Below are 22688 nucleotides of genomic sequence, written 5' to 3'. Positions count from 1 at the left end.
TTTTATTTCAGTTTATTTAAGATACAATTCCCTGGGGTCCTCTCCCCTGTGCGTTGGGGAGGGTTAGGGTGGGGTTCCGGGTGGTTGGGGTATTGAGATCCCATAGCTCAATTTTACCGCCATCTCCGCCACTGACGAGGGTTTTGCCGTCGGGTAAAAACACCAGTTGGTAACAACTTGAGGGGGCCAGCAAGGTCCGAACCACCTGGGTTGAGGCGACATTGACGAGGGAAATTTCGCTTCCCGCACAAAGGGCCAACGTTTGCCCATCAGGACTCAAAGCGTATTTTTGACCCTGGGGGATGCGAGTGACTGCACTCCCGTTGCTGGGATTCCAAAACTGAATCCCGCTATCCGTCTGACTGAGGAGGAGATTACCCTGGGAACTAAATATCAGTCCATTGACGATATGTTCCCCTAAGAGTTCGATTCGGTTCACCTCTTCGCCGCTGCTGGAATTCCAAAGTTGAATCAGTTCTACACTGCTGCTGGCGATCATCTCGCCATCGGGACTGAAGGCGAGGGAATAGCTAGAGTAAGGTGAGTTCCCCGCCAAGGTGTTTAGCACTTGTCCGGTATTCGCATTCCATAAAATGATGTTCTTGCCGCTACTGGCAAGGGTTTGACTGTTGGGACTGAAGGCGACTGCGCTAATTCCGTCAGTGCCGGGGTGAGTGAGGGTTCGCACTGCTTCGCCGGTGTCAGTATCCCACAGTTGAATTTTCGGTGTATTATCGGTATCGTCCCAGATGCCCGCAGCAAGCAACCTTCCATCAGGACTCAGGGCGATCGCATCCCGGATGTTGCCTGTCCAGGAGAATGTATGACGAATGGTTCCTTTTTCAATGTCCCAGACGTTAATCGTGCCTTCGCCATTGGTACTGACGAGGATTTTTCCATCGCGCGAGAGGGATAGAAACTCAATATAAGCGCGATCGCTATCTTCGGCAGAATGTAACAGGGTACTGTTAGAAAATTCGGGAGAAGTTGCGCGGGTTCCACTGGGGCGATAGTACGCTAAAATTTCTGTGACATCTTCCCGGAGGCGACTACTCCACAGTCCCATCAACAAAAACTCGAAATTTTCATCTCGAAATTGACCCCCATATTCCGATTGCAACTCAGAAACCAAACGGTTTGCCTGTTCCCGATTTCCCGTAGCATTTAATGCTGCTGCTAAAGCTATTTTTCCAGGCGCGTCCTGGGGGTTTTCCTGAAATAAAGTTTCTAAATACGGAATCGCCTCTTGCACTTGACCCCGCTCATAAAGCGCTTGGGCAAGGTTGAATTTTGTGGGTAAATAATCTACTCCTTGGGTGACAATTTGTTGCCCCGCAGCGGCAACAGCTTGGGCATCAGCTTGGAGGCGAGACCCGGTAAAATTGGGTTGCAACAAGGTTACTCTCCCCTGCCAATTTTCTGGGCTTTTCAACAGTTCAAAGACGAGGGAAAGGGCTGTTTCCTGCTCGCCACTGGCATATAAGGCACTCGCTAGTGCAACTTGGGCGTTCCCTAGGACTTCGTTGAGTTGTACTAATAAGAGTTGCTCTTGAGGGGAGGAGTTAGGATTGGATTGAACTTGGGAAATCGCCTCCGTTGCTAAATTAATGGCTTTCTGAAATTGGGCGATCGCCCCTGAACTGTCTCCCGCTTCATACTGCCCTTGTCCCATCCCTAATACCGCCGGTAGATAATTCGGATCTAGGGCTAAAACTCTTTGATATTGGGCGATTGCCGGTTGAATTTGGTTAGCAGCTAACAGGCGATCGCCCTGTTTAGAAAGGGGATAAGCAAAGGAAGGGTTGGTGGATAAAACCGTGGAGTCCATCGCTTCAATCGATTCTATAAAAGTATCCAGGGGAATGCCTAAATTAAACCCGGATTTGATATCCACCGTATCTCCCGTATCGGGATTATAAATTGCTTGTCCCTCAGCGCGTCCATGAATCCCAATCAGACGCCCCAAAGTATCTAAAACGGGACCGCCACTCATGCCCGATCGCGTAATATTAGTATAAATCAATTCATATCCGGACTCGGTTTCCGACGGTGATCGCCCGGAAATTTGACCCGGTGTCATTTGAAAAATCCGTTCTGTAATGGCAATTCCCGGATGGGGCCATCCTGCAATATACACGGAAGTTCCCGGTTGAGCGATATGGGAATCTCCCATCTGGGCGATCGCATATTGTTGGTCACTGGTAAACTCAACCAAGGCTAAATCTAAATTCGGCAATCTGCGAACTGTGGTATAATTGAGCGGATATTGTTTCCCATCTGCCGTGACAATTTGATACTCATCAGGACTGGCAACCACATGATTTGCAGTCAATACCGTATAGGTATTACCCTGCTTGCCAATCAGCACTCCCGACCCGGGATTTTGGCCGTTGATGACTACTGTAACTTCCTGCGTAGGGGTGGCAATGTCAGCTTGCGTAACTTGACTCAAGGCGATCGGAATGACACTGAACATCACAGCGGGAATGATAATTGCTGCTGTGGTTTGATGAAAATGCAGACTAAAAGTGCGACTCATGTTTTCCTTTGTAAGCGAGTTGAATTTAAGGATTTAAGGAGGCGATCGCCAACCGCTCAAAAATTGACCACCCCCACCAGAACCCCCTGGAACGTAGCTACCTGTCACAAAAGTTTAGCCGTCAGGACTGGATGCCGCTAAGGGTTTTCCCTGGTGTAAAAACAGTCGATTGCCCGTTTGCCCATTCCCCATTACCACAGATAATTCATGGATTTGGCAACGAGACTCTCCCTCGTTTCGCCACCGTTTGGAGTTCAACAAATTAGGAAAAATTGCTACAATTGCATACCTTAATAAAACTAAATAAATGACCGAATACCCATTTTCAACCATGAGATTAAAACAATTCTAAAATACAGTTAACGTTGGGGAATTTGCCACACTTGAACCGTGCCATCCTCTGCACCACTGACCAGGGTTTTACCATCCCTAGAAAAGGTGACGGAAAACACCGGAATTGGATTGCTAATCCCTGAATTTCTCACCTCCAGATTTCGCACCCGGTTCCCCGTATAAAGGTTCCACATCTGGATCGTCCCATCAATTCCGCCACTGGCGAGAATATGACCGTAGGGGTCAATAGCAATACTATAAACGGTTCCCGTATGACCCGTTAACGTCTGTAGCAATTCCCCGGTACGAAGATTCCACACTTTAATCAGTCCATCTTCTGCACTGGCGGCAGCGAGGAGGTTGCCATAAGACGTCGTGGCAACGGATGTAATCCGGTTGGCATTCCCCGTGAGAGTCTGGATTGTTTCTCCCGAGTCGGGATTCCAGAGTTTGATGGTTTTATCCGTACTGCCACTCACTAGGAGTTTGCCATCGTTACTAAAGACCACGCTATTCACATAGTCCCCATGTCCGGGGAGGGTGCGAATTAACTCTCCGGTTTGGGGATTCCAAAGTTTAATGTCTGTATCTTCCGCACTGCCGGACGCCAAGAGAGTGCCATCGGGACTAAAGGCCACTGCCCTCACAAAGGAGCGATCGCCTTGGAAACTTCTCACCAGTTCCCCAGACTGCCGGTTCCACAGTTTGACCGTTCCATCCTCACTCCCACTCACTAAAATTTGCCCATCGGGACTAAACGTGAGAGCCGTTACTGCATTGGTATGGCCGGTAAGGGTGCGGATTTCTGCGCCGGTATTTCCATTGGAAAGTTTGATGATGCCATCTTTACTCCCACTGGCGATCGTCTGATTGTCCGGGGCCACCGCCACCGTCAAAACCAAAGACGAATGTGCCGGGAGAGTCAGACTTGCCGGGGCAAAATTATCTCCTAAGTGAGGTGAATTTATCCCTGCTTCCCCCGCCAGACTCACAAAGGTATTAATCGGAATCCCCACATTAAACCCGGATTTGACATCCACCGTATCTCCCGTATCCGGATTGTAAATCGGTTCCCCTTCTGCACGTCCATGAATGCCAATTAACCGGCCCTGATTGTCAAACACCGGACCGCCACTCATTCCCGAACGGGTGATATTGGTATAAATCAACCCATACCCATCCTCTAATGCCGTGAGAGGACGACCGGAAATCGTCCCTTTTGCCACCTGATAAATCCGTTCTGTAATCACTCGTCCCGGATGGGGCCAACCCGACACATAAATGGTCGCCCCTTCCATTGCCTCATCAGAATTGCCGAAATGTGCGACTCGGTAGCGGTTGGGACTGGTGAATTCCACCACTGCTAAATCAACCCCGGGCAGTTTTTTGACCGTGCCATAATCGACCGGATGGGTTTGAGCATCGCTAGTGAGAATGGCATATTCATCCGGGGTGGCGATCGCGTGTTTGGCCGTCAGTACGGTGTAAGTATTGCCATTGCGGGCTATAATCACCCCAGAACCAGGATTTTGGCCATTAATCACTACCGACACATCGCGACCCATTGCGGCGATCGCCTGTTCTTCCATGCCCTGAGTTTGGGGTAGGGAAATGGGGGCCTGTGCTACTAAAATTACGGCCCCTACCCCCAGGATTGCCGCTGATAGACCCGCCTTAGACCATTGCATACTGTTTTGCCTCCCGGTTATTGGGGAACATCTCGACGGGGGACTGGGGGGGTCCGACTTCCCAAGGAAGGAAGTTGAGGATATTCCCCGTTTAAATACTTATCAAAGCTGATGTACAGGCGATCGGTCGTTTCCGCGATCGGTCCGGCGGATGCCACCCGAATTCGGAACATCCGTTGCAACATTCCTCGGGGATTGCTGCCACCGCTGAGGGGAAACAAGATCCCGCTACAGGGTGCATTTTCTCCCGGTGCAACACAGGCGACCAGTTCCCCATTCATAATCCCACTGGTGATATAGTTTAGGGTCCCGTTGTCATAGTAGGTTTGGAAGCGATTGGAGACTTCCTCACACTGTTGTTGCGCGTTAATCTCCGGGTCTTTGATGGCATTTTTATCCCAAATCACCATCGGCATTTCCCCGTTAGGGGTACGTGCCATTGTGGCGGGAATTCCTTCAACGGTCCCACAGAAAAAGCTAGTCGTTTCTACCGGGGGTTGAGGTTGTGCGAGGGTCAGGGTCGCAGCAGTCAGGGTCTGCAAGAGGGCGATCGCCCCAACTTGACTCCCTCGGATGACAGGTATTAATGCTTGAGTGGTCAGGGTTTGCAAGGGTGCGATCGTCCTGACCTTACTCCCTCGGATTACTACTGTTAATAATGGCCTCTTCATCAGTTACGGCATCCCCTCTCCTGCACGATCTTAATTTTAGGTTTAACATGAAATGATACCCTTGTGACTTAAGTTCGTAATCACGGATGTGACTCCAATAGTTCCCCCTCTGGAGCATTCCCGACTCCCCCGCCTCCCAACTCGTTCCCACGGCGATTTTTTCCGGACAAATTGAGGACCACTCCCCTGAAGCACGTGACCCCAAGAAAGGGTGACAACCCTTTGCCAGTTCAGCCCCTGGACAATGCTCATTCAAGTTTTAACAAAGTTTTAAGATTTCCGATAAGCCCCGGCGATCGGCCCAGAGTGGAACGGAAATGTCCCTTTAATCGATCACTTTTGTTCTATATCCCTAAGTTTGGGTAATCAACCTCAAGTTATCTAAACCCCGGACCCGATGAGTATTTATATTTATTAATGTTTTTTTGAAAAACTTAATAAAAAAAAGGTTATTTTAATGATAAGATTTGATGAACTTAGCGATAAACCTTTAAAAACAGGTTAATCGCAAATCTGCATTTTAAACAAGGAGTTGAGTAGAAATGACTATGGATAACGTTACTGTCAAACCCGAAACCCGTAATCATAAAGGATTTTTCGTTCAAGAAGCCTCCTATAAGCTGATGGGCATTGAAGATTCTGGCTGGGCGCTGATTTGCGTCGAAAATTCCTGCCACTATGTCGATCCGGATAATTTGGAAGCGGATCCCGAATTAGGGGACGCCCTCGATTAGTAGGAAGTTAAGAAAACTTCACATTCTACCCAGAATAGTAAGCTTGGGCGGCTGTCCTGAATTCAGGTACAGCCACATTTTTTTTGGGGGGTAACAACTCTTTCTTGGGGGTTGTGGGTGGGGTTGCAGTGGGGTAAGGGCGATCGGGGTAGATCAAGGGGTTGTATTTGGAAAGAACGAGGTGAGGGTTTTGTCTGAGACCCTGTTATGCTAGATAGAGCCGTTTTTAGCAAGCAGTATCCTTGACTCGCTCAATATTATTCCAGATTTTCTAGATCGGCTAGATCCTGTAGTCTGCCAGATGCTTTTTTATTCTTTTTTAGATTGTCCAGATCGATAAATTGAACCGGAATATCGTCAACAATAACCTCAGTTTTTGAACGATAGCAGGTTTCAAAATCAATGCCGTCAGGGGTGGTAATGAGATCAATGCGATTGGGGGGGTAACCCAGTTGAATGATTTGATCCGGGGTTTGAAAGTCTTGGGCAGATAAGCCCAGGCTACCAAAGCCGAATTGCTCAAGGGCCGTTATGATTTTATCGGCGTTTTCTGATGACATTTCTACCCAAATATCTATATCTTTGGTGTAGCGAGGGTGTCCATGAATGGCAACGGCATAACCCCCAATAATCAAATAGTTAACTTGATTGGCGTTTAATAATTGTATAAACTCTTTGAAGTCGGGGTTCAGCATTGTATTTATATTGATGGTATTCTCGGCGGATTTGTTCTAGGGCTTCGAGGCGTTTAAGGGGGGGCTGATTTTGCCAGTATTGAAAGTCGCTAGTTTGTTGTTTCTTCGTGGTTTTGTGAATAACTTTTTCCATAAATTTGGCCTTTATTTTAGTACCTACATCAACAGTTTTTGGAGTAAGAATTTTTTAAATATTTCGCTTTGCTCCATTGGGCGAGAGAGGGCTGGGAATTTGGGTCAATCATAATTAAAAATTTGGCTATTTTTTCTGGTTCCTGAATTTGAGGTCTGGGGTTAGTTCGTTGAGGGTGATCGTTTGAACTCAAGTTTTTAGGTCTAGGGTTAGATCAAGCCCGCGATAGACTTGTTCAATCGAGAAACTTAAGTTAATGCTTTTGAGTTTGATTCTGTCCCCTGCTTTGTAGTTGATAATCAACCACTCGCCTGCGTCGTTTTTGTAATATAAGTCCATCTACCCAAACATTTTACTCCCAGAGGTTGAGACGGCTTTAATTTATCAAGAACTGCGCTAAATGTAGAGGCATCCAAACGAATCGCCTCTACAATTTAGGGTAGATTCTCAAAAGCTGGGTAAGTCCTGATCTATCCGACGAACAGGGGATAAAGACTTCAGTCGTTACTACAAACCCTCGAAGAATTTTAGCTTTTATTCTTGTCCTTGCTGTTACCCGTGAGATACAACCTCTTCTAAAGCCGGTTTTACTGTGGGATAGCGGTACTCGAAGCCGTATTCTAGGGGGCGTTTGGGTAACACTTGCTGTCCTTCAAGGACGACTTGTGCGGCTTCCCCGAGGATAAGGTGAAGGGCAAAATCGGGGACGGGTAGCCAGGAGGGGCGATGGAGGACTTGTCCGAGAATGTGGCATAATTCGTTCATGCGAACGGGGTTGGGGGCGGTTCCGTTGAGGATGCCTTGGATATCGGACCGTTGTAAGGTTAAGAGAATCAGGTTTACCAAGTCTTCACGATGAATCCAGGAAAACCATTGATGACCGCTGCCTAGAGGGCCTCCGGCGAGGAGTCGAAAGGGTGTGAGCATTTTGGCGATCGCCCCCCCGTTGCCAACCACGATGCCGGTCCGAATAATCGCCAAACGAGTCCCGGATTGCTTCACCTGCTGCGCCTCGTTTTCCCACTCCTGACAGACTTGGGCGAGAAAATCGTTACCGGATGCGCTGGTTTCCTCAAAGGTGGCGGTTTCGCTGCTACCGTAGTATCCAATGGCGGAAGAATTGACGAGGACCGAGGGTTTAGGATTGGCAGCGGCGATCGCCTCGACAATTTTGCGCGTTCCGAGTTTGCGACTGTGGAGAATCTCCTGTTTGCGTTCGGGGGTCCAGCGTTCGTCCGCGATGGGAGCACCGGCAAGATTCACCACCCCATCACACCCGCTGAGTGCTTGTTGCCAGGGACCGGATTCCGTGGGGGTATAGGCAACGATTTCTAAATTGGGGAAGGCGGCATCGGGAAAGACGCGCTTGGCTTTGGTCGGATTGCGGGTTAATATCAAGACTTGATCACCCGCTTGTTGGAGTCTCTCCACTAATCGACTGCCGACGAATCCTGTCGCACCCGCGATCGCAATTTTCATAAGCTTTAGGTTTTAGGTTAGGTTGAGATTTACTGAATGGTTCTTAACTATAGTAGGCGGTTTGCTCCTTCTGGACTAGGATGCGGGTATGGTTTTAGCGTTCAGGGGCCAGAAACGGCGTTTTCGCCCCTTTCTGGAAAGCCCTCTGCAATGACGGCAAATTACCCCCTTCTGCAAACAGAAAGGGGCATTTTGCGGGGAAAGAATGAGATAACATTGGGGATTTATACTCGCTCTTTCCCCGAGTTTAGTTATATTTAGTCAGGGATTTGAAAATCTACCTCTACTGACCGCACATAATGAGGTTTTCGGCGGCAACATACCCTTGAATGGGTTCGGAAATCGGCACCCATCCATCTTCACCGGAATTTTGAATTTGCACTTGGGTGTCATCAGGCAAGGTGGTGATGACTTCGCTTTCCACCTCGGGTTGCGATCGCACGTTCAATCCATCATCGGAACTGATTGCCCGACAACTCTCACCTTCCGTCTGGGTCCGGGATTCTTGAGTCTGACCCGGTTGGTTCATTTGATCCGGTTGATTCATTTGACCCGATTGGTTCATGGGTTGGTTCATTTGACCCGGTTGGTTCATTTGTGCCGGTTGGTTCATGGGTTGGTTCATTTGACCCGGTTGGTTCATGGGTTGGTTCATTTGTGCCGGTTGATTCATTTGACCCGGTTGGGTTTGTGCGGGTTGATTCATTTGACCCGGTTGATTCATTTGTACCGGTTGGGTTTGTGCGGGTTGTTGACTCATTGTTCCTTGCTGGTCAACTCTCGCAATGGGTTGCTGTTGAGCTGCTGCTTCTGAACAGTAGTTCAGATAAGCGGCGGCCACATAGCCATTCATAGGCGCTTGAATCTCTACCCAGTCTTGACCTTGGGGATTCGGGTTTTGTAGAGCAATCAGGTTGTTATTCTCGACACTCCCGATGATTTCTCCCCCAGGTTGGGAGCGAATGTTTAAACCGGGGTCTGCATCGACTGCACGGCAAGCGGGGGATTGCGCAATTTGAGCTTGCGTCTGGTCAAGGGGTGCACCCTCTGGGGCTGCGATCGAGGTTACAGGAAGTACCGCTGCGCCTAATGATACGGCGGCACCTAGGCCGAGGATTTTCTGGATATTATTTATCGGTGTGCTGCTCATGAGTTATTCTCCTTTGATATTTAAGCTCTCTTGAATTAATGAACATGGTCGAGCAAATTTGAGAGTTCATCCTCTATCAGATGAAAGAGATACTATGATTTTCCTTTCCTTTTTTTTTCAACTTTTGATAGAGAAAATTTTACAAAACCAAAGCCTTTGTAGTAACAAAAAAGGGAACGATAATTTGAAAAAAATGAAAGTGGGGCTTGACTCAAAAATCATCAAGTGTCGTTGGATTGATACCGTTGCCATTCTTGAATATCATGCTGGCTCAAAATAGCTTCAGCTTGACTAATTTCTTCATCAGTCCCTTCTAGCCGGACTAAATAATGTCCTTGGGTCAAATGTTGGTGATAAATATTGGCCTGACCTGTGGTCAATTTGTCTCCGGCAACCGTCCCGACGATCGCACCCCCTAGCGCCCCATAAAAGCTGCCTGCGGCGGTCAAACCGGCGATGGTGGCAACTGGACCGACGATGGCGATCGGCCCAAGTCCCGGGAGAAATAAGGTAGTCAGGCCACTAAATAAACCAGCGATCGCCCCGAAAACCGTTCCATTCAAGACCCCCTTTCCTAATCCTTCAACAGTGCGATTTTCCAAAAATTCACTATCGGGACTCTCCATATCATCGGGGATATTATCTTGTGTAGCAACTAAAATGTTTTCCATTGAGAACCCTGACTCCCGGAGAGCATTCAAGGCATTTTCTGTGGTTTGGCTATCTTCAAATACACCGATCGCCCGTTTTTGTAATGCTAAAGCCATTATCTTCTCCTGATTTATCTTTGATTGTTGTTCTGTGAGGGTTGATTTATTTTCCGAAGGGGTCTAAATCAATAGGACCTTTTCTCGGGAAGTAATCCCCCCAAGGGATTGTCTTTTCACTGGGTAGCCCATTACCTTTCCTGGGGCGCTCTTGGGCAGCTTATGATATAATTGGCCAATTGTTTTAGGGTGGCTAAAATGTGCCCCGGTAAGTTGGCGATCGCCCCTGAGTTTTCCCGATTTTAATAAGTGATTTCCCCCGATATTTGCACAAGTCCGCTTAACCTTCCTTGCCTTAATTCCATGCCTAAATCTTCTTAAATTTGGCTGGTTTTAGCTGGATAACAGGGTCCATCTTACCCCTCACCTTGGGGAGTTGTGTTCTATCTAATGACATAAATCAGCACCGACTCAATCCTCGGATCAGACCGGATGAAGTTGCTACAGTTGCGGCAAAAAAGAGGATTTATTAACAGAAAAATCTGCCTTATTAATGACTGCATCAGGCCACAGTCTCCAGAAGGAAACGATAGGATAAAACAGTGGAGTTTAGAAAATTGTGAGGTAAAATACCATGATAACTACCCTATCAACACCCTCGGCGATCGCCTCGATCCTGGGAGATGAAGCAGAAGATTTGCTCACATATCAGGCCAAACTTCCCAAACAGATGTTTCAGTTGCCGGGACCGGATTGGATTGACCGAGTGGCAGCCAGTAGCGATCGCCCAGTGCCCGTATTGCGATCGCTGCAGCAACTGTATTCCCACGGAAATCTCGCCCATACCGGCTACCTCTCCATTCTCCCCGTCGATCAAGGCATCGAACATTCTGCCGCCGCCTCCTTTGCCCCCAACCCGATCTACTTTGATCCCGAAAACATTATTAAATTAGCAGTCGCCGGAGGCTGTAACGCCGTTGCCACCACCCTAGGCGTCCTCGGCAGCGTCTCCCGCAAATACGCCCACAAAATCCCCTTTATCCTCAAACTCAACCATAACGAACTGCTCACCGTTCCCAACCAATATGACCAAATCATGTTTGCCAGCGTCGAACAAGCTTGGAACTTAGGGGCCGTTGCCGTCGGCGCAACCATTTACTTTGGGTCCCCGGAATCCACCCGGCAGATCCAGGAAGTTAGCGCCGCCTTCGCCCAAGCGCACGAATATGGCATGGCAACCATCCTCTGGTGTTACCTGCGAAATAGCGCCTTTAAACAAGACCAAGACTATCATCTCGCCGCTGACCTCACCGGACAAGCCAATCACCTCGGAGTCACCATCCAAGCCGATATCATCAAACAGAAACAACCGGAATGCAATGGCGGATATGGGGCAGTTTCCCAAGCCTTGGGCGAAAAATACGGACGCACCGATCAGCGAGTCGAGACCGATTTAACCTCAAACCATCCCATTGACATGACCCGATACCAACTGCTCAACTGCTATGCTGGACGTGCCGGATTGATTAATTCCGGAGGCAGTTCTGCCGGGGACAACGACTTCGCCCAAGCCGTGCGAACCGCCGTGATTAACAAGCGGGCTGGGGGCTGTGGGTTAATTTCCGGACGCAAAGCCTTCCAACGACCCTTTGAGGAAGGCGTCAAATTGTTTCATGCCATCCAAGAAGTTTATCTGTCCTCCGATGTCACGATCGCCTGACATCCTTGCCTCAGAGTGGGTAGAGTAGGATATTCTGAGCTTTGAAGCATATCCTTAAATTTATTCTCAGTTGAAGTAGGCAAATGAAGCTGGCAGCAAGAGTTGGACAGGTAACGCCATCCCTGACCTTGGCCATCGCCGCCAAAGCTAAGGCGATGAAAGCCGATGGGATAGATGTTTGTAGTTTTAGTGCGGGTGAACCGGATTTTGATACCCCAAACCATATCAAAATTGCAGCAGAAAAAGCATTGAATGCCGGGAAAACCAAATATGGACCCGCTGCCGGTGAACCCCAGTTACGAGAAGCGATCGCCCAGAAGCTCAAAACCGATAATCATCTTAACTATTCCGCCAAAAATGTCATCGTTACCAATGGCGGCAAGCATTCTCTCTTTAACCTCATGCTGGCCCTTCTCGACCCCGGGGATGAGGTGATTATCCCAGCCCCCTTCTGGTTGAGTTATCCAGAAATGGTCACCTTAGCCGGGGGTAGCCCGGTGATCGTCTCCACCACTGCCGAAAGTGGGTATAAAATTACCCCTGACCAACTGCGAAGCGCTTGCACCCCAAAAACCAAGCTATTTATTCTCAATTCCCCTTCTAATCCCACGGGAATGGTCTATTCCCCCGACGAGATTCGTGCCTTAGCTGCTGTGGTGGTTGAGCAGGATATTTTAGTGGTTTCCGACGAGATTTACGAGAAAATCCTCTACAACAATGTCCAGCATTTGAGTATCGGTGAGGTTTCCGAAGAAGTCTTCAAACGCACCATTATCAGTAATGGGTTCGCCAAGGCATACTCAATGACGGGTTGGCGGATTGGGTATTTGGCGGGGGATGCGGAACTGATTCAGGCAACGAGTACCATTCAAAGTCACAGCACCTCCAATGTCTGTACCTTTGCTCAATATGGGGCGATCGCCGCCTTGGAATCCCCGCAAGATTGTGTCCAAGAAATGCTCCAAGCCTTTGCCCTGCGCCGGGTAGCGGTTTTAGAACGAATTCGGGGGATGTCCAATATCAGTTGTCCCGAACCCGAAGGTGCCTTTTATGTGTTTCTCAATATCACTAAAACCGGGATGAAATCCCTGAAATTCTGTGATGCCTTACTGGAATCTCACCAGGTTGCTGCCATTCCCGGAATTGCCTTCGGGGATGATGACTGCATCCGCTTATCTTATGCCACTGATTTACCCACCATTGAGAAGGGGTTGGATAGATTGGAAAAATTCTTGCAGCAACATTTGTAAGGGCTGATCCAGGTTTTGAATCCACCGGGTTTTGCCAAAAGCCCGGTTTTTTTTTGGATTCTTTGGGATTATTTTGTATCCTAGAGAATTCCCCAAAATTCACTAAAGGCCATTTTTTGGAGGCGGGTGTTTCCTGAATCTGCCAGAACATCGTTCCCTTAAAAAAAAGGACCTCAAAAAAATCCCTGGAGGATAGGGGAAATTTCATCGTAGAAACCTGAACCCTTGATTAAGAACAGATAGGAAGAGAAATCATGCAAGTCCAACCGATGGTTACGGAATATTTCGCAAAGCAAGACTATGAGGGTGCAATTGCCATATCCCGACAAAACATTCAAGCGCAGCCCCAGGTAATTGTCAATTACTGGTATTTAGGGATTGCCTTGTTACTGCAAGGAAAGCAAACAGAAGCCGAACAGTGTTGGAATGCGGTATTGTCCCAGGGAACACCGCCTCAAGTTCAACAATGGGCACAGCAGATTTATGAGCTTTTAGGGGCGATCGCCACCCAGCAGGAATCCGTCAGGGACTGGCAAAGTGCCTTAGTCTTGCGCGATCGCATCAGTGCGATCGCCCCCAATGATATCAATAACCACCTCGCCCGTCTGCAACTTTACCTGCACCTCGGCATCCTGGACTCAACCCTCAGCGAACGGTTAATCACCACTGCCGAATTACTCGCCTCCTCCAACTCTTCTAACCTCAACCAACCCCTGCTCATCGAAGTCTTACGCCAACTCGCTTTAACCCCCATATTTCATGTTAAATCCCTCAACCTATTAGAAGCAGCTTTAACCCAAAACCTCTTAAACCATCCCCACTGGAACCAGAATATTACCCTCCAAGAAACCTATGGAAATTATTATCGCAATAAAGCCCAAAAACATTGCGATTATGGAGAATTTCAAGACGCAATTTTCTGCTTCTATAAAGCTCAAGAACTCGTTCCTGAAATTTCTATCACCTACCCCCTAGGAATGGCATTTTTGGCCCAAGGGCAATTGAGAGAAGCCGCCGAACTCTTAAGCCAAATCCCCCCCCATCATCCAGAATATGGTTCCGCTCGTTATATTTTATCCGCCATTTATACCCCCCAATCTGAGGAAGTAATCCGCACCATTTACCAGCGTGTTATTGAAAAAAGTTGGGCGAATTGCAAATATGCCCAAGCCGCCAATGCCGCAAAAAAAATGGTAGAACTTGAGCCAAGTTCCAGTCATGCTCATTATAACCTGGGGATGTCCCTGTACTATCAAGGCTTATTTACCAGTAACGTCGAAAAAGTTTATCAAGCTGAAATTGCTTTAAAGAAAGCCCTAGAATTTAAGCCCAATAACGAAATACTCCTGAAAAAACTATCTACGATTCCCTATACCCTCAAATTTGCTCAAAAAGGCTATAACATCAGCGCCGATTGTTTTACTGGAGTCATGCCAATATGGGAACAGAATTTCCGGAAATATGCGAATACGCCTAACTTGAGAGTGATAGAAGTGGGCTGTTTTGAAGGCATGGCGAGTTGTTGGTTGTTGGATAATATTCTGACCCATGAAACGGCGCGGATTACCTGTATTGATAATTTTGAAGGGGTAGTGGACAGTAAAAAGAATGACCCAACGGTACAGAAATCAGTAGAAGAGAGATTTGACGGAAACATCGAAAAAAGTGGAGCCAAACACAAAGTCGATAAACGAGTGGGATTCTCCCAAGAAGTATTGCGATCGCTCCCCTTAAATTCCTATCATATCGTCTATATTGATGGCTCTCATTTTGCCATTGATGTCCTCCAAGATGCCGTGTTAAGTTGGGGACTTATCAAGGAAGGCGGCATGATTATTTTTGATGACTATCACTTTGAATTTCCCGATCGCCCCCACTGTAATACCGGACGAGGGATTGATGCCTTCATGACAGTTTTCCAGGAAAAACTCAAAGTCATCTACCGCGATGATCGGCAGATTTTTCTAGAGAAACTCTCTCATTAGGAGATGGGGAGGATGGGGAGGATGGGGAGGATGGGGAGGATGGGGAGGATGGGGAGGATGGGGAGGATGGGGAGTTTCTTTACTTGCCTATTAGCCAGGGATTGGGATTGTTAATCATATTAACTAATCCGCTTAGAACTTGATTGTAGATTCTGTAGAGTTCTCTTCCTTGCTCTATCTCTAAATATCGGCATTTGACGGCAAATTTCAACCATACCTGAGTTTCGGCGGCCTCTGCCTCGCAATCGCTAAGTTTGGCAAGAAAAGCAGCTTTATATCTTCTTTTTCGCCAAGCTTCAGCTAAATTTGCACAAACAGAACGTGAAGAACGACGGATTTGGTCCGTCAGAGAGTACCGTTCTTCTACCGGAAAGCTCTTTGATAATTCAAAAATTCTCATTGCCGCCTCAAATGACATTTGATACACAACGACATCTTCATGACTCCTAATAAATTCTTTCCCCATCACCCAATCTCCCCAATCGCCTTAATCACCCCCATCACCCCCATCACCCCCATCACCCCCATCCTCCCCATCCTCCCCATCTCCCCTATCCCCCCCATCTAAAACTATTCAATAGGTCGGGTTAACAATTCGATCGCCGCCATTAATGCTTTGGGGTCGATGGGTTTACTTAAATGCTCTTGAAATCCGGCTAAAAATGCCGCATTGCGGTCTTCTTCTCGGGCATAAGCTGTCAAGGCTACAGCAGGAATTTGTCCTCCGGCGTTTCTCTCCATTGCCCGAATTTTGCGGATAAAACTATACCCATCCTCCTCTGGCATGGCAATATCGCTAATTACCAGATCCGGTTGCCAGTCAGAAAACACAGCGAGGGCTTCCATAGTGGAGGCGATCGCCCGGACTTGGCACCCCGACTGTTCTAAGACAAACTGCATAAACTCCAAGGAGTCGTCATCGTCATCCACCACTAGGACCCGCACTCCAGTGAGTTCCCCCTGGGGAGAGGACTGCGGCAAGGGGGTTTCAGTGTTGGGTTTGAGGGCGATCGCCGGGAGTTTTACGGTAAAAGTCGCCCCCTGTCCTACCCCCGGACTTTCTGCACTCACCGTTCCCCCATGCAGTTCCACCAGATGGCGCACCAGTCCTAAACCAATCCCCAGACCCCCATGATTGCGCGTACTAGAAGCATCCGCTTGGCGGAAATATTCAAATAAATGGGGGAGAAATTCCGGCAAAATGCCGACTCCGGTATCCTGGAGTTGGAGAATCACCCAGCGATCGTCTCCGGTGAGGCGGAGGCGGACTTGACCCCCGGGTTCGGTAAATTTCACCGCATTAGACAGCAGATTCCACACCACTTGCTGCAAGCGGCTGGAGTCTCCCATCACCGGGGGGACAGTGGGATCTGGGGAATAGTCCAGTTGAAGGGATTTGGCATCGATCGCCAGACGCAAACTTTCGATCGCCGCGTAGATTGGGGTCGCTAAATTCACCCGCGTGACTTTCAGAGTCAGCTTGCCACGGAGGATGCGAGAGACATCTAGCAAATCCTCAATCAGTTGGGTTTGAAATCGCGCATTCCGTTCGATTGTCTCCAAAGCACGGCGAGTCGTAGCTTCGTCAAATTTGCGAGTCAGCAGTAACTGAGACCATCCTAGAATCGCATTCAGGGGCGATCGCAACTCATGGGAGAGGACCGCTAAAAACTCATCCTTGACCTGATTCGCCCGTTCTAACGCCTCCGCTTGTTGCTGTAGCGCCTCTTCCATCCGTTTGCGATCGGTCAAATCCAGGGTAAAAAAGACCCCCGCATCAGCATTATTGTCAAAAATCGCCCCTCCCAAAATCACCGGAATCCGGGTGCCATTTTTGTGAAACAATTCCTTTTCAAAGGGTTCGGTATAGCCCCTTTGACGCGCTTGCCGACTAGCGTTTTCATCCAGATGGGCATATTCCGGCGGCGTGATAGTGCGCCAATTCAACGGTTCCCTTTGCAAATCCTCTTGGGAATAACCCATCATTTCCAAAAAGGCATCATTAGCAACCGTAATGCAATTCCCCTGCCAGAATCCCATGCCAATGGTATTGGAATCCATCAAGCGTCGGAACCGGGCCTCACTTTCTCGCAGCACTTGCTCGGCTTTCTTGCTTTCCGTCACATCCCGACTAATGCATAGTAAAGACTCCACATTGCCCTCTAAGTCAAATTCTGGAACCGCCTGGGATTGATACGTTCGGGTTCCTGTTGCCGAGGGAAAATTAAATTCCAGAAAACCCGGTTCTCCGGTGGCAAAAATCTGTTCTAAATGTCCGGACCACTGTAAGTAAAGTTTTTCAGGAAATCCTAACTCGGCATTGGTTTTGCCGATAAACTCCTGGGGAGGGATTCCGGTGGCTTTTTCGATCGCCGGATTGATGTAAATGTGGCGGAGTTGTCGATCAAAGCGGGTGATAATATCTGGTGCATTTTCTGCTAAAGCTCGGAATTGTTGTTCCCGACGATACAGTTCTCGTTCCGATCGCTTGCGTTCGGTAATATTCAAGGCGGTACCCATCAACGCCACCACCTGGGGATTGTCCTGATTTGGCTGCTGGTCAAATACAGGTTCTAAAATTAAGTCGTAGTCCCGGAGTTCGCCCAACACGGTGACCGAGACTTCGACGCGAGTGGGAGTTCTCGTGGCAATCACCTCTCGTTTGAGGGCGCTGAGGTAGTCCGCATCCGCTTCGGGAAATAAGAAGTAGTCGGTTTCCCCAACGATTTCCTCTGCTGTTTGGGTTCCCTGGGGATTGTGAATCCATTGGTATTTCAGGTCCCGGTCTTGTTGAAAAATGCAGATAAATGAATTTTTCAGGGCCATTCTAAACCGGCGATCGCTTTCTTGGAGGGCTGCTTCAGCCTTGAGGCGATCGCGATGTTCTCTCGCCTCTCGAATTGCTCGCTGCACCGAGGGAACCAATCGTTCTAACCGCTGCTTAAGCACATAATCCGTAGCCCCACTTTTCAGGGTTTCTAGGGCAACTTCCTCCCCCAACGTCGCCGACACAAAGATAAAAGGCAGGTCCGGACATCTCATTTGCGCCATTTTCAGGGCTGAAAATCCATCGAAAGAGGGGAGGGAATAATCCGCCAAAATTACGTCAAACGGCCCGCTTTCCAGAGCATCTTGGAAGGCTTCACAGGTGTCTACCCGCTTCAAGGCCACCTTGAGACCACTCTCCTGCAAGTGGGCCTCAATTAGCTCTGCATCCAGCAGACTATCTTCTAGCAGTAGGATATGCAGCACTTTAACCGTCCATCTTTATGTTTAGTTGGGTTACTCATTCTCGCACTACCGCAGGCAAAGAGCCTGGAGGCGGTTGATTGACTACGGCCCAGAATAGTCCTAGGCTTTTGATAGCATCCACAAACTCGTGGAAGTCTAAGGGCTTGATGACATAGCCATTCACCCCTAGATTGTAGCTGCCAATCAGGTCCGATTCTTCACGAGAAGCGGTCAAAATCACCACGGGAATCTGCCGCAAATCCGGGGTAGACTTCATTTGTGCCAGCACTTCCAGTCCATCGATTTTGGGCAGTTTGAGGTCGAGCATCACGAGGATGGGATGCCCTTCTCGCCTCAATCTAAAGATACCCCGCCGAAAGAGATAATCTAACGCTTCCTCGCCATCGCGCACAACGATGACTTCATTGGCTAGATTATTTTCCGCCAGTCCCGTTAAAATTAGCTCTATATCATTGGCATTATCTTCTACCAGTAGAATACGTTTGATGTCCATCGTTTTTTCTCCTTTGTTCATGATGGGTTTAAGTGGTATATGACGCTCGAATTTTATCTGATTTTGCCGGGAAGACAATAATCAATGATTGTGTTTTATTATAGAAGATTGAAAATTTTACCCAAATTCGTTCCCTGAGTCCGCTCCAGATATTACCAAGGGTTTCTGCCGATAGCTCAGCGGTCTTCTCTCAAATTTACGCAGGTTTCCGTTCCGGCTGCTTCTGAGCCGAAACTCGGTTTCCGGGGCAGTTAGCGCAAGCAACTCCGATGAGGTCCAGATAGTTAAAGGAGTGCGTTAGTGAAGCCTGTACGTGACTACAGGCTTCACTAATGCACTCCAAAAATGTACCTCTTAACGATGGAAAATGCTATATAACCCGACTAGGATGAGGTTGACCCGAGAGGATTAAAGGGGGATTCCAATTGCTCTTGTTCGGGTTCTTTAGGAAGAGAAAAATAAAAGGTTGCACCGAAATCTACCTCACCTTCGGCCCAAGTGCGGCCTCCATGACGATGGATAATTCGGCGAACATTGGCCAGCCCGATGCCCGTTCCCGCATAATCGGGATTGCTATGCAAGCGTTGAAAAACCCCGAAGAGTTTGTGAGCATAGCGCATATCAAATCCAATGCCATTATCTCGCACAAAAAAGATAAATTCGAGGTCACTTTCATTGAACCCGACGGTGATTTCAGCCCGTTGTCGTCGTTGGCTGTACTTAATGGCATTATCTAGGAGATTTTGGAACACCAGTCTTAACATGGTGGGTTCCCCTTTCACGGGGGGTAAGAAGGCAACTTCCCAGATAATTTTACGATCGCCTCTTTGCATCTCCAAACTCTGCCAGACCTCTTTCACCAGTTGATTCGTATCAATTTTGATGAAGCGCATCTGAGAACGGGCCATGCGTGAAAAGGCTAACAAATTATCAATCAGCTCTTCAGCTTGGTGGGTACTCTGGACAATAATATTGAGATAGCGCTGACTATTTTCATCCAGAGAGGGTTCGATCCGTTTGCGGAGCAAGTTCACAAATCCGCTAATATGTCGCAGGGGCGCACGCAAATCATGGGATACCGAATAGGCAAAGGATTCGAGTTCCTGATTGGCGGCTTCCAGTTGGGCGGTTCGGTCACTTACCCGGCGTTCCAGAGTGGCATTCAGACGCTTAATTTCACTTTCGTAAATTTTGCGATCGCTAATATCAATAGAAGAACCTACATAGCCTTCAAATCGGCCATCCGGGGAAAAGCGAGGCACTGCTCGATCTAACATCCAACGGTATTTCCCATCATACCGACGCAGGCGATATTCTATCTCAAAGGATTGGTGAAGTTCAAAAGCTTGACAATAAGTATCAATGCAAAATTGCCGGTCCTCGGGATGTACTCCTTGAAGCCAACCTTTGCCAATTTCTTGTTCTAAAGTCCTCCCTGTAAACTCCAACCAGGGTTGATTAAAGTAATAATACTGCTGATCGATTCCGGATAACCAAATATAAACCGGGGCGGCATCGGCCATCGTCCGAAACCGTTGTTCACTTTCGCGGAGGGCAAATTGTGCTTGTTTGCGATCGGTGATATCTTCATAGGCTATCCCCAGGCAGCGACTAGAGAGAGGAAAAGCTTTCAAGGAACAATAGCGTTCCCCTCCGGCATCGTCCCTGTAGATGACTTCGGGAAAATCCCGCGCCGATGAGCTATTTAAAACCTCTCTTAACTCGAAAAGTCGTGAGGTTTTCACCAGATGGGGAAATAAAGTCTCAATGCGCATTCCTACAGCACGGTTTAAATCTCTTCCGGCCACTTGACTGGCGGCAGGATTAGCACTAATCAGCTCAAAGGAAGGGAGTTCTTCTCCGGGGGTGAGTTGCCAGACTGTTAAGCCGACTTGAATATTTTTGACTATATCGGCATAGCCGTTGATTTCAGCTTGGGCGTATTTTTGTGCGGTGATATCATAAAAGGTCACCACTGCGGCGACAATTTTGCCCTCGGCGTTGCGAATCGGGCCGGAGTTGGCGAGGACAGTGACCCGGGTCCCATCGGTGCGGGTGATTTCCATTTCTTCTTCAACCACCATCTCGCCGGTAGAGATGGATCGGGCTAAGGGTAATGCTGCAGGGTTATATGGTTTACCGTCGGGGTGAAAAATTTGATAGGAAGTATGGAGATAATCCGGGATCGTGTTTAGGGGAGTGACGGAAATGCCTAAAATTTCTCGAACTTGCTGATTCATTAAGACTAACTGCCCGGAGGGGGCTTCAGCAACGATCGCCCCGGCAGGCATTTGCTGCAACACGGCACTCAGGAGTTGTTGTTGGGATTCGAGGTCCGCTAGGAGGAGGTCCCGTTCTTCTTGAGTGCGCTTGCGATCGGTGATATCTAGGGAAATTCCGGCCACCAACCGTCTGCCGGAGGGTTCGCGCATGGGGAATTTCCAGGAAATCCAATAATGTATCCCGTCGCGCTGTTCGGTGGTTTCTACAAATTCCAGGGCCTGGTCAGTTTCTAATACTGCCCGGTCATGGGCTTGTAGTTCCTGGGCGATCGCCTGGGGAAAGAGGTCCGCGTCAGTTTGACCCAGCCATTCCTCCTCGGGACGGTCCCACAGCCGTTCTAGTATGGGATTGACGTAAATATAGCGTCCCGCTTCGTCTTTAAAGTAAGCGGCAACGGGGCTATAGTTCATAAAGGTCTCGAAGCGCTGTTGAGTCTGCTTCAGGGACTCTTCAGTTTGCTTGCGATCGCTGATGTCCATCGCAATTCCGGTTATTCGCAGTGCTCTGCCTTGAGCATCTTTAAAGACTCGTCCTTTGCCTAAGATCCAGCGAATCTGGTCGGGTGAGGGCTGAATCCGAAATTCCAGGCTGTAGGGGGTGGTTTCTGCCACAGCCTGGGCGATCGCCGCTTTGACTCGTTCTCGGTCCTCGGGATGAACCAGGTTTAAAGACCCCTCCAATGTCTCCTTTACCTGAGTCGGACTCACCCCATAAATTTCTTCCAGATTGTCTGATCTCACGAGTTCGTTGGTGAGAAGATTCCAATCCCAAAATCCCATCCTTCCGGCTTCTAAAGAGAGTTGCAGACGTTCTTGGGTTTGTTGGCGATCGGTAACATCGGTGAGCATCAGATGGGTCCCTTGAAATTGACCCTGGTCATCAAAAATGGAATTCATGGAGACGATCGCCCAGAGCAAGGACTGATCTGAACGACGAAATCGCCCATCCCATTGCTCGGCGTATCCGGGATAGGGTTGGGTCAGGGTCTTGTATCCCTCGGGGCGATCGCCTTGGTCAAACCAGTCAAAAAAGGAGCGATCGAGCATCGCCTCGGGAGAACAGCCTAACATTTGAGCCATTCGCTGATTCACATAGCGGGTTCGCCCTGCTTCATCCAAAATCCAGATGCCTTCCGAGGCGGTTTCTACAATCCGGCGATACCGTTCCTCACTCTGTTGAAGCTGATTCAAGCTAATTTCTAACTGCCGTTTTGTTTGATGGAGTTTGGTATTTAGCTGGGCGATCGCCAGGGTCACTAAGACAAACAACCCCATTCGCAACAGGTTGCTGCCACTGAACAGTGTTAAGCTCTGGAGGGGAAGGAGTACAAAATAGTCCAGGGCTAACACAGAGAGTGCCATTGTCACCAGTCCTGGACCAATTCCTCCATACCATGTCATCCCCGTCACGGCTACAAAAAAGAACACAAACAGAGTTGAAGCCAGGAGGGGTTTAAAGACTAGGGTCAGGAGTAAGGCAATGATGACAGTTAAGACAGCTACGCTATAGAAGAAAATCGGCGATCGTCGGATGGGTCGCACCATTGACACTCTTTACACTCGGATAAAGGAAGTTT

General features: G+C 48.5%; 17 protein-coding genes. 4 read left to right on the top strand and 13 right to left on the bottom strand.

Annotation, left to right across the window (positions count from 1 at the left end):
* Positions 1 to 16: 16 nt before the first annotated feature.
* From NG792_RS14330 to NG792_RS14315, 4 genes are all read right to left on the bottom strand, one after another.
* A complete protein-coding gene (locus NG792_RS14330; RefSeq protein ID WP_261235828.1) occupies positions 17 to 2539 on the bottom strand; it encodes a trypsin-like peptidase domain-containing protein in 2523 nt (840 codons plus the stop codon).
* A 114-nt stretch (positions 2540 to 2653) separates the two neighbouring features.
* A complete protein-coding gene (locus NG792_RS14325; RefSeq protein ID WP_261198345.1) occupies positions 2654 to 2872 on the bottom strand; it encodes a hypothetical protein in 219 nt (72 codons plus the stop codon).
* 26 nt (positions 2873 to 2898) lie between these two features.
* A complete protein-coding gene (locus tag NG792_RS14320) occupies positions 2899 to 4560 on the bottom strand; it encodes a WD40 domain-containing protein (protein WP_261235827.1) in 1662 nt (553 codons plus the stop codon).
* A gap of 17 nt (positions 4561 to 4577) precedes the next feature.
* Positions 4578 to 5231 (bottom strand): COP23 domain-containing protein, encoded by a 654-nt coding sequence (locus tag NG792_RS14315; protein ID WP_261235826.1) that lies wholly within the window; start codon positions 5229 to 5231, stop codon positions 4578 to 4580.
* A gap of 542 nt (positions 5232 to 5773) precedes the next feature.
* On the opposite strand from NG792_RS14315, the gene NG792_RS14310 reads away from it, so the two are divergent.
* A complete protein-coding gene (locus NG792_RS14310; protein WP_015147765.1) occupies positions 5774 to 5965 on the top strand; it encodes a hypothetical protein in 192 nt (63 codons plus the stop codon).
* A gap of 257 nt (positions 5966 to 6222) precedes the next feature.
* Here NG792_RS14310 and NG792_RS14305 read toward each other — a convergent pair whose 3' ends face one another.
* The 5 genes from NG792_RS14305 to NG792_RS14280 form a co-directional block, all read right to left on the bottom strand.
* Positions 6223 to 6600, bottom strand: a complete 378-nt coding sequence (locus NG792_RS14305) for a hypothetical protein (RefSeq protein ID WP_261198342.1) — start codon at positions 6598 to 6600, stop codon at positions 6223 to 6225.
* A gap of 4 nt (positions 6601 to 6604) precedes the next feature.
* Positions 6605 to 6793 carry a toxin secretion, membrane fusion protein gene (locus tag NG792_RS14300; RefSeq protein WP_261198340.1) on the bottom strand — a complete coding sequence of 63 codons (189 nt, stop codon included), beginning with the start codon at positions 6791 to 6793 and terminating at the stop codon, positions 6605 to 6607.
* 552 nt (positions 6794 to 7345) lie between these two features.
* Complete coding sequence (thyD, locus tag NG792_RS14290; protein WP_261235825.1) at positions 7346 to 8272, bottom strand: thylakoid membrane protein ThyD; 927 nt, start codon at positions 8270 to 8272, stop codon at positions 7346 to 7348.
* 283 nt (positions 8273 to 8555) lie between these two features.
* On the bottom strand, positions 8556 to 9422 hold the full coding sequence (locus tag NG792_RS14285) for an SH3 domain-containing protein (protein WP_261235824.1): 867 nt from the start codon (positions 9420 to 9422) through the stop codon (positions 8556 to 8558).
* A 221-nt stretch (positions 9423 to 9643) separates the two neighbouring features.
* A complete protein-coding gene (locus tag NG792_RS14280) occupies positions 9644 to 10189 on the bottom strand; it encodes a general stress protein (protein ID WP_261198337.1) in 546 nt (181 codons plus the stop codon).
* Between the two features lie 574 nt (positions 10190 to 10763).
* Between NG792_RS14280 and NG792_RS14275 the strand changes: the two genes are divergently transcribed.
* The 3 genes from NG792_RS14275 (at position 10764) to NG792_RS14265 (ending at position 15084) form a co-directional block, all read left to right on the top strand.
* Positions 10764 to 11849 (top strand): class I fructose-bisphosphate aldolase, encoded by a 1086-nt coding sequence (locus NG792_RS14275; protein ID WP_261235823.1) that lies wholly within the window; start codon positions 10764 to 10766, stop codon positions 11847 to 11849.
* An 83-nt stretch (positions 11850 to 11932) separates the two neighbouring features.
* Complete coding sequence (locus tag NG792_RS14270) at positions 11933 to 13099, top strand: pyridoxal phosphate-dependent aminotransferase (RefSeq protein ID WP_261198335.1); 1167 nt, start codon at positions 11933 to 11935, stop codon at positions 13097 to 13099.
* A 254-nt stretch (positions 13100 to 13353) separates the two neighbouring features.
* Positions 13354 to 15084: a class I SAM-dependent methyltransferase gene (locus NG792_RS14265; RefSeq protein ID WP_261235822.1), complete on the top strand. Its 1731-nt coding sequence runs from the start codon at positions 13354 to 13356 to the stop codon at positions 15082 to 15084.
* A 79-nt stretch (positions 15085 to 15163) separates the two neighbouring features.
* Here NG792_RS14265 and NG792_RS14260 read toward each other — a convergent pair whose 3' ends face one another.
* The 4 genes from NG792_RS14260 to NG792_RS14245 all read right to left on the bottom strand — a co-directional run bounded on the left by NG792_RS14260 (position 15164) and on the right by NG792_RS14245 (position 22656).
* Positions 15164 to 15550, bottom strand: coding sequence for a four helix bundle protein (locus NG792_RS14260; RefSeq protein ID WP_261198332.1), 387 nt, complete (start codon positions 15548 to 15550; stop codon positions 15164 to 15166).
* 104 nt (positions 15551 to 15654) lie between these two features.
* A complete protein-coding gene (locus NG792_RS14255) occupies positions 15655 to 18336 on the bottom strand; it encodes a response regulator (protein ID WP_261235821.1) in 2682 nt (893 codons plus the stop codon).
* 34 nt (positions 18337 to 18370) lie between these two features.
* The gene (locus NG792_RS14250) at positions 18371 to 18829 is read right to left on the bottom strand and encodes a response regulator (protein ID WP_261198329.1); all 459 of its coding nucleotides are present in this window, start codon (positions 18827 to 18829) and stop codon (positions 18371 to 18373) included.
* 383 nt (positions 18830 to 19212) lie between these two features.
* Positions 19213 to 22656, bottom strand: coding sequence for a PAS domain S-box protein (locus NG792_RS14245; RefSeq protein ID WP_261235820.1), 3444 nt, complete (start codon positions 22654 to 22656; stop codon positions 19213 to 19215).
* Positions 22657 to 22688: the final 32 nt, after the last annotated feature.

This window comes from Laspinema olomoucense D3b (assembly GCF_025370785.1).
GTDB classification, from domain to species: Bacteria; Cyanobacteriota; Cyanobacteriia; order Cyanobacteriales; family Laspinemataceae; genus Laspinema; species Laspinema olomoucense.
Note: the sequence above shows the minus strand (reverse complement) of the source record. Positions and strands in the feature narration are given on the sequence as shown.

Excerpts from the sequence above, each read along its gene's own strand:
- NG792_RS14330 (WP_261235828.1), bottom strand. The coding sequence starts at position 2,539 with ATGAGTCGCACTTTTAGTCTGCATTTTCATCAAACCACAGCAGCAATT.
- NG792_RS14325 (WP_261198345.1), bottom strand. The coding sequence starts at position 2,872 with ATGGTTGAAAATGGGTATTCGGTCATTTATTTAGTTTTATTAAGGTAT.
- NG792_RS14320 (WP_261235827.1), bottom strand. The coding sequence starts at position 4,560 with ATGCAATGGTCTAAGGCGGGTCTATCAGCGGCAATCCTGGGGGTAGGG.
- NG792_RS14315 (WP_261235826.1), bottom strand. The coding sequence starts at position 5,231 with ATGAAGAGGCCATTATTAACAGTAGTAATCCGAGGGAGTAAGGTCAGG.
- NG792_RS14310 (WP_015147765.1), top strand. The coding sequence starts at position 5,774 with ATGACTATGGATAACGTTACTGTCAAACCCGAAACCCGTAATCATAAA.
- NG792_RS14300 (WP_261198340.1), bottom strand. The coding sequence starts at position 6,793 with ATGGAAAAAGTTATTCACAAAACCACGAAGAAACAACAAACTAGCGAC.
- thyD (WP_261235825.1), bottom strand. The coding sequence starts at position 8,272 with ATGAAAATTGCGATCGCGGGTGCGACAGGATTCGTCGGCAGTCGATTA.
- NG792_RS14285 (WP_261235824.1), bottom strand. The coding sequence starts at position 9,422 with ATGAGCAGCACACCGATAAATAATATCCAGAAAATCCTCGGCCTAGGT.
- NG792_RS14280 (WP_261198337.1), bottom strand. The coding sequence starts at position 10,189 with ATGGCTTTAGCATTACAAAAACGGGCGATCGGTGTATTTGAAGATAGC.
- NG792_RS14275 (WP_261235823.1), top strand. The coding sequence starts at position 10,764 with ATGATAACTACCCTATCAACACCCTCGGCGATCGCCTCGATCCTGGGA.
- NG792_RS14270 (WP_261198335.1), top strand. The coding sequence starts at position 11,933 with ATGAAGCTGGCAGCAAGAGTTGGACAGGTAACGCCATCCCTGACCTTG.
- NG792_RS14265 (WP_261235822.1), top strand. The coding sequence starts at position 13,354 with ATGCAAGTCCAACCGATGGTTACGGAATATTTCGCAAAGCAAGACTAT.
- NG792_RS14260 (WP_261198332.1), bottom strand. The coding sequence starts at position 15,550 with ATGGGGAAAGAATTTATTAGGAGTCATGAAGATGTCGTTGTGTATCAA.
- NG792_RS14250 (WP_261198329.1), bottom strand. The coding sequence starts at position 18,829 with ATGGACATCAAACGTATTCTACTGGTAGAAGATAATGCCAATGATATA.
- NG792_RS14245 (WP_261235820.1), bottom strand. The coding sequence starts at position 22,656 with ATGGTGCGACCCATCCGACGATCGCCGATTTTCTTCTATAGCGTAGCT.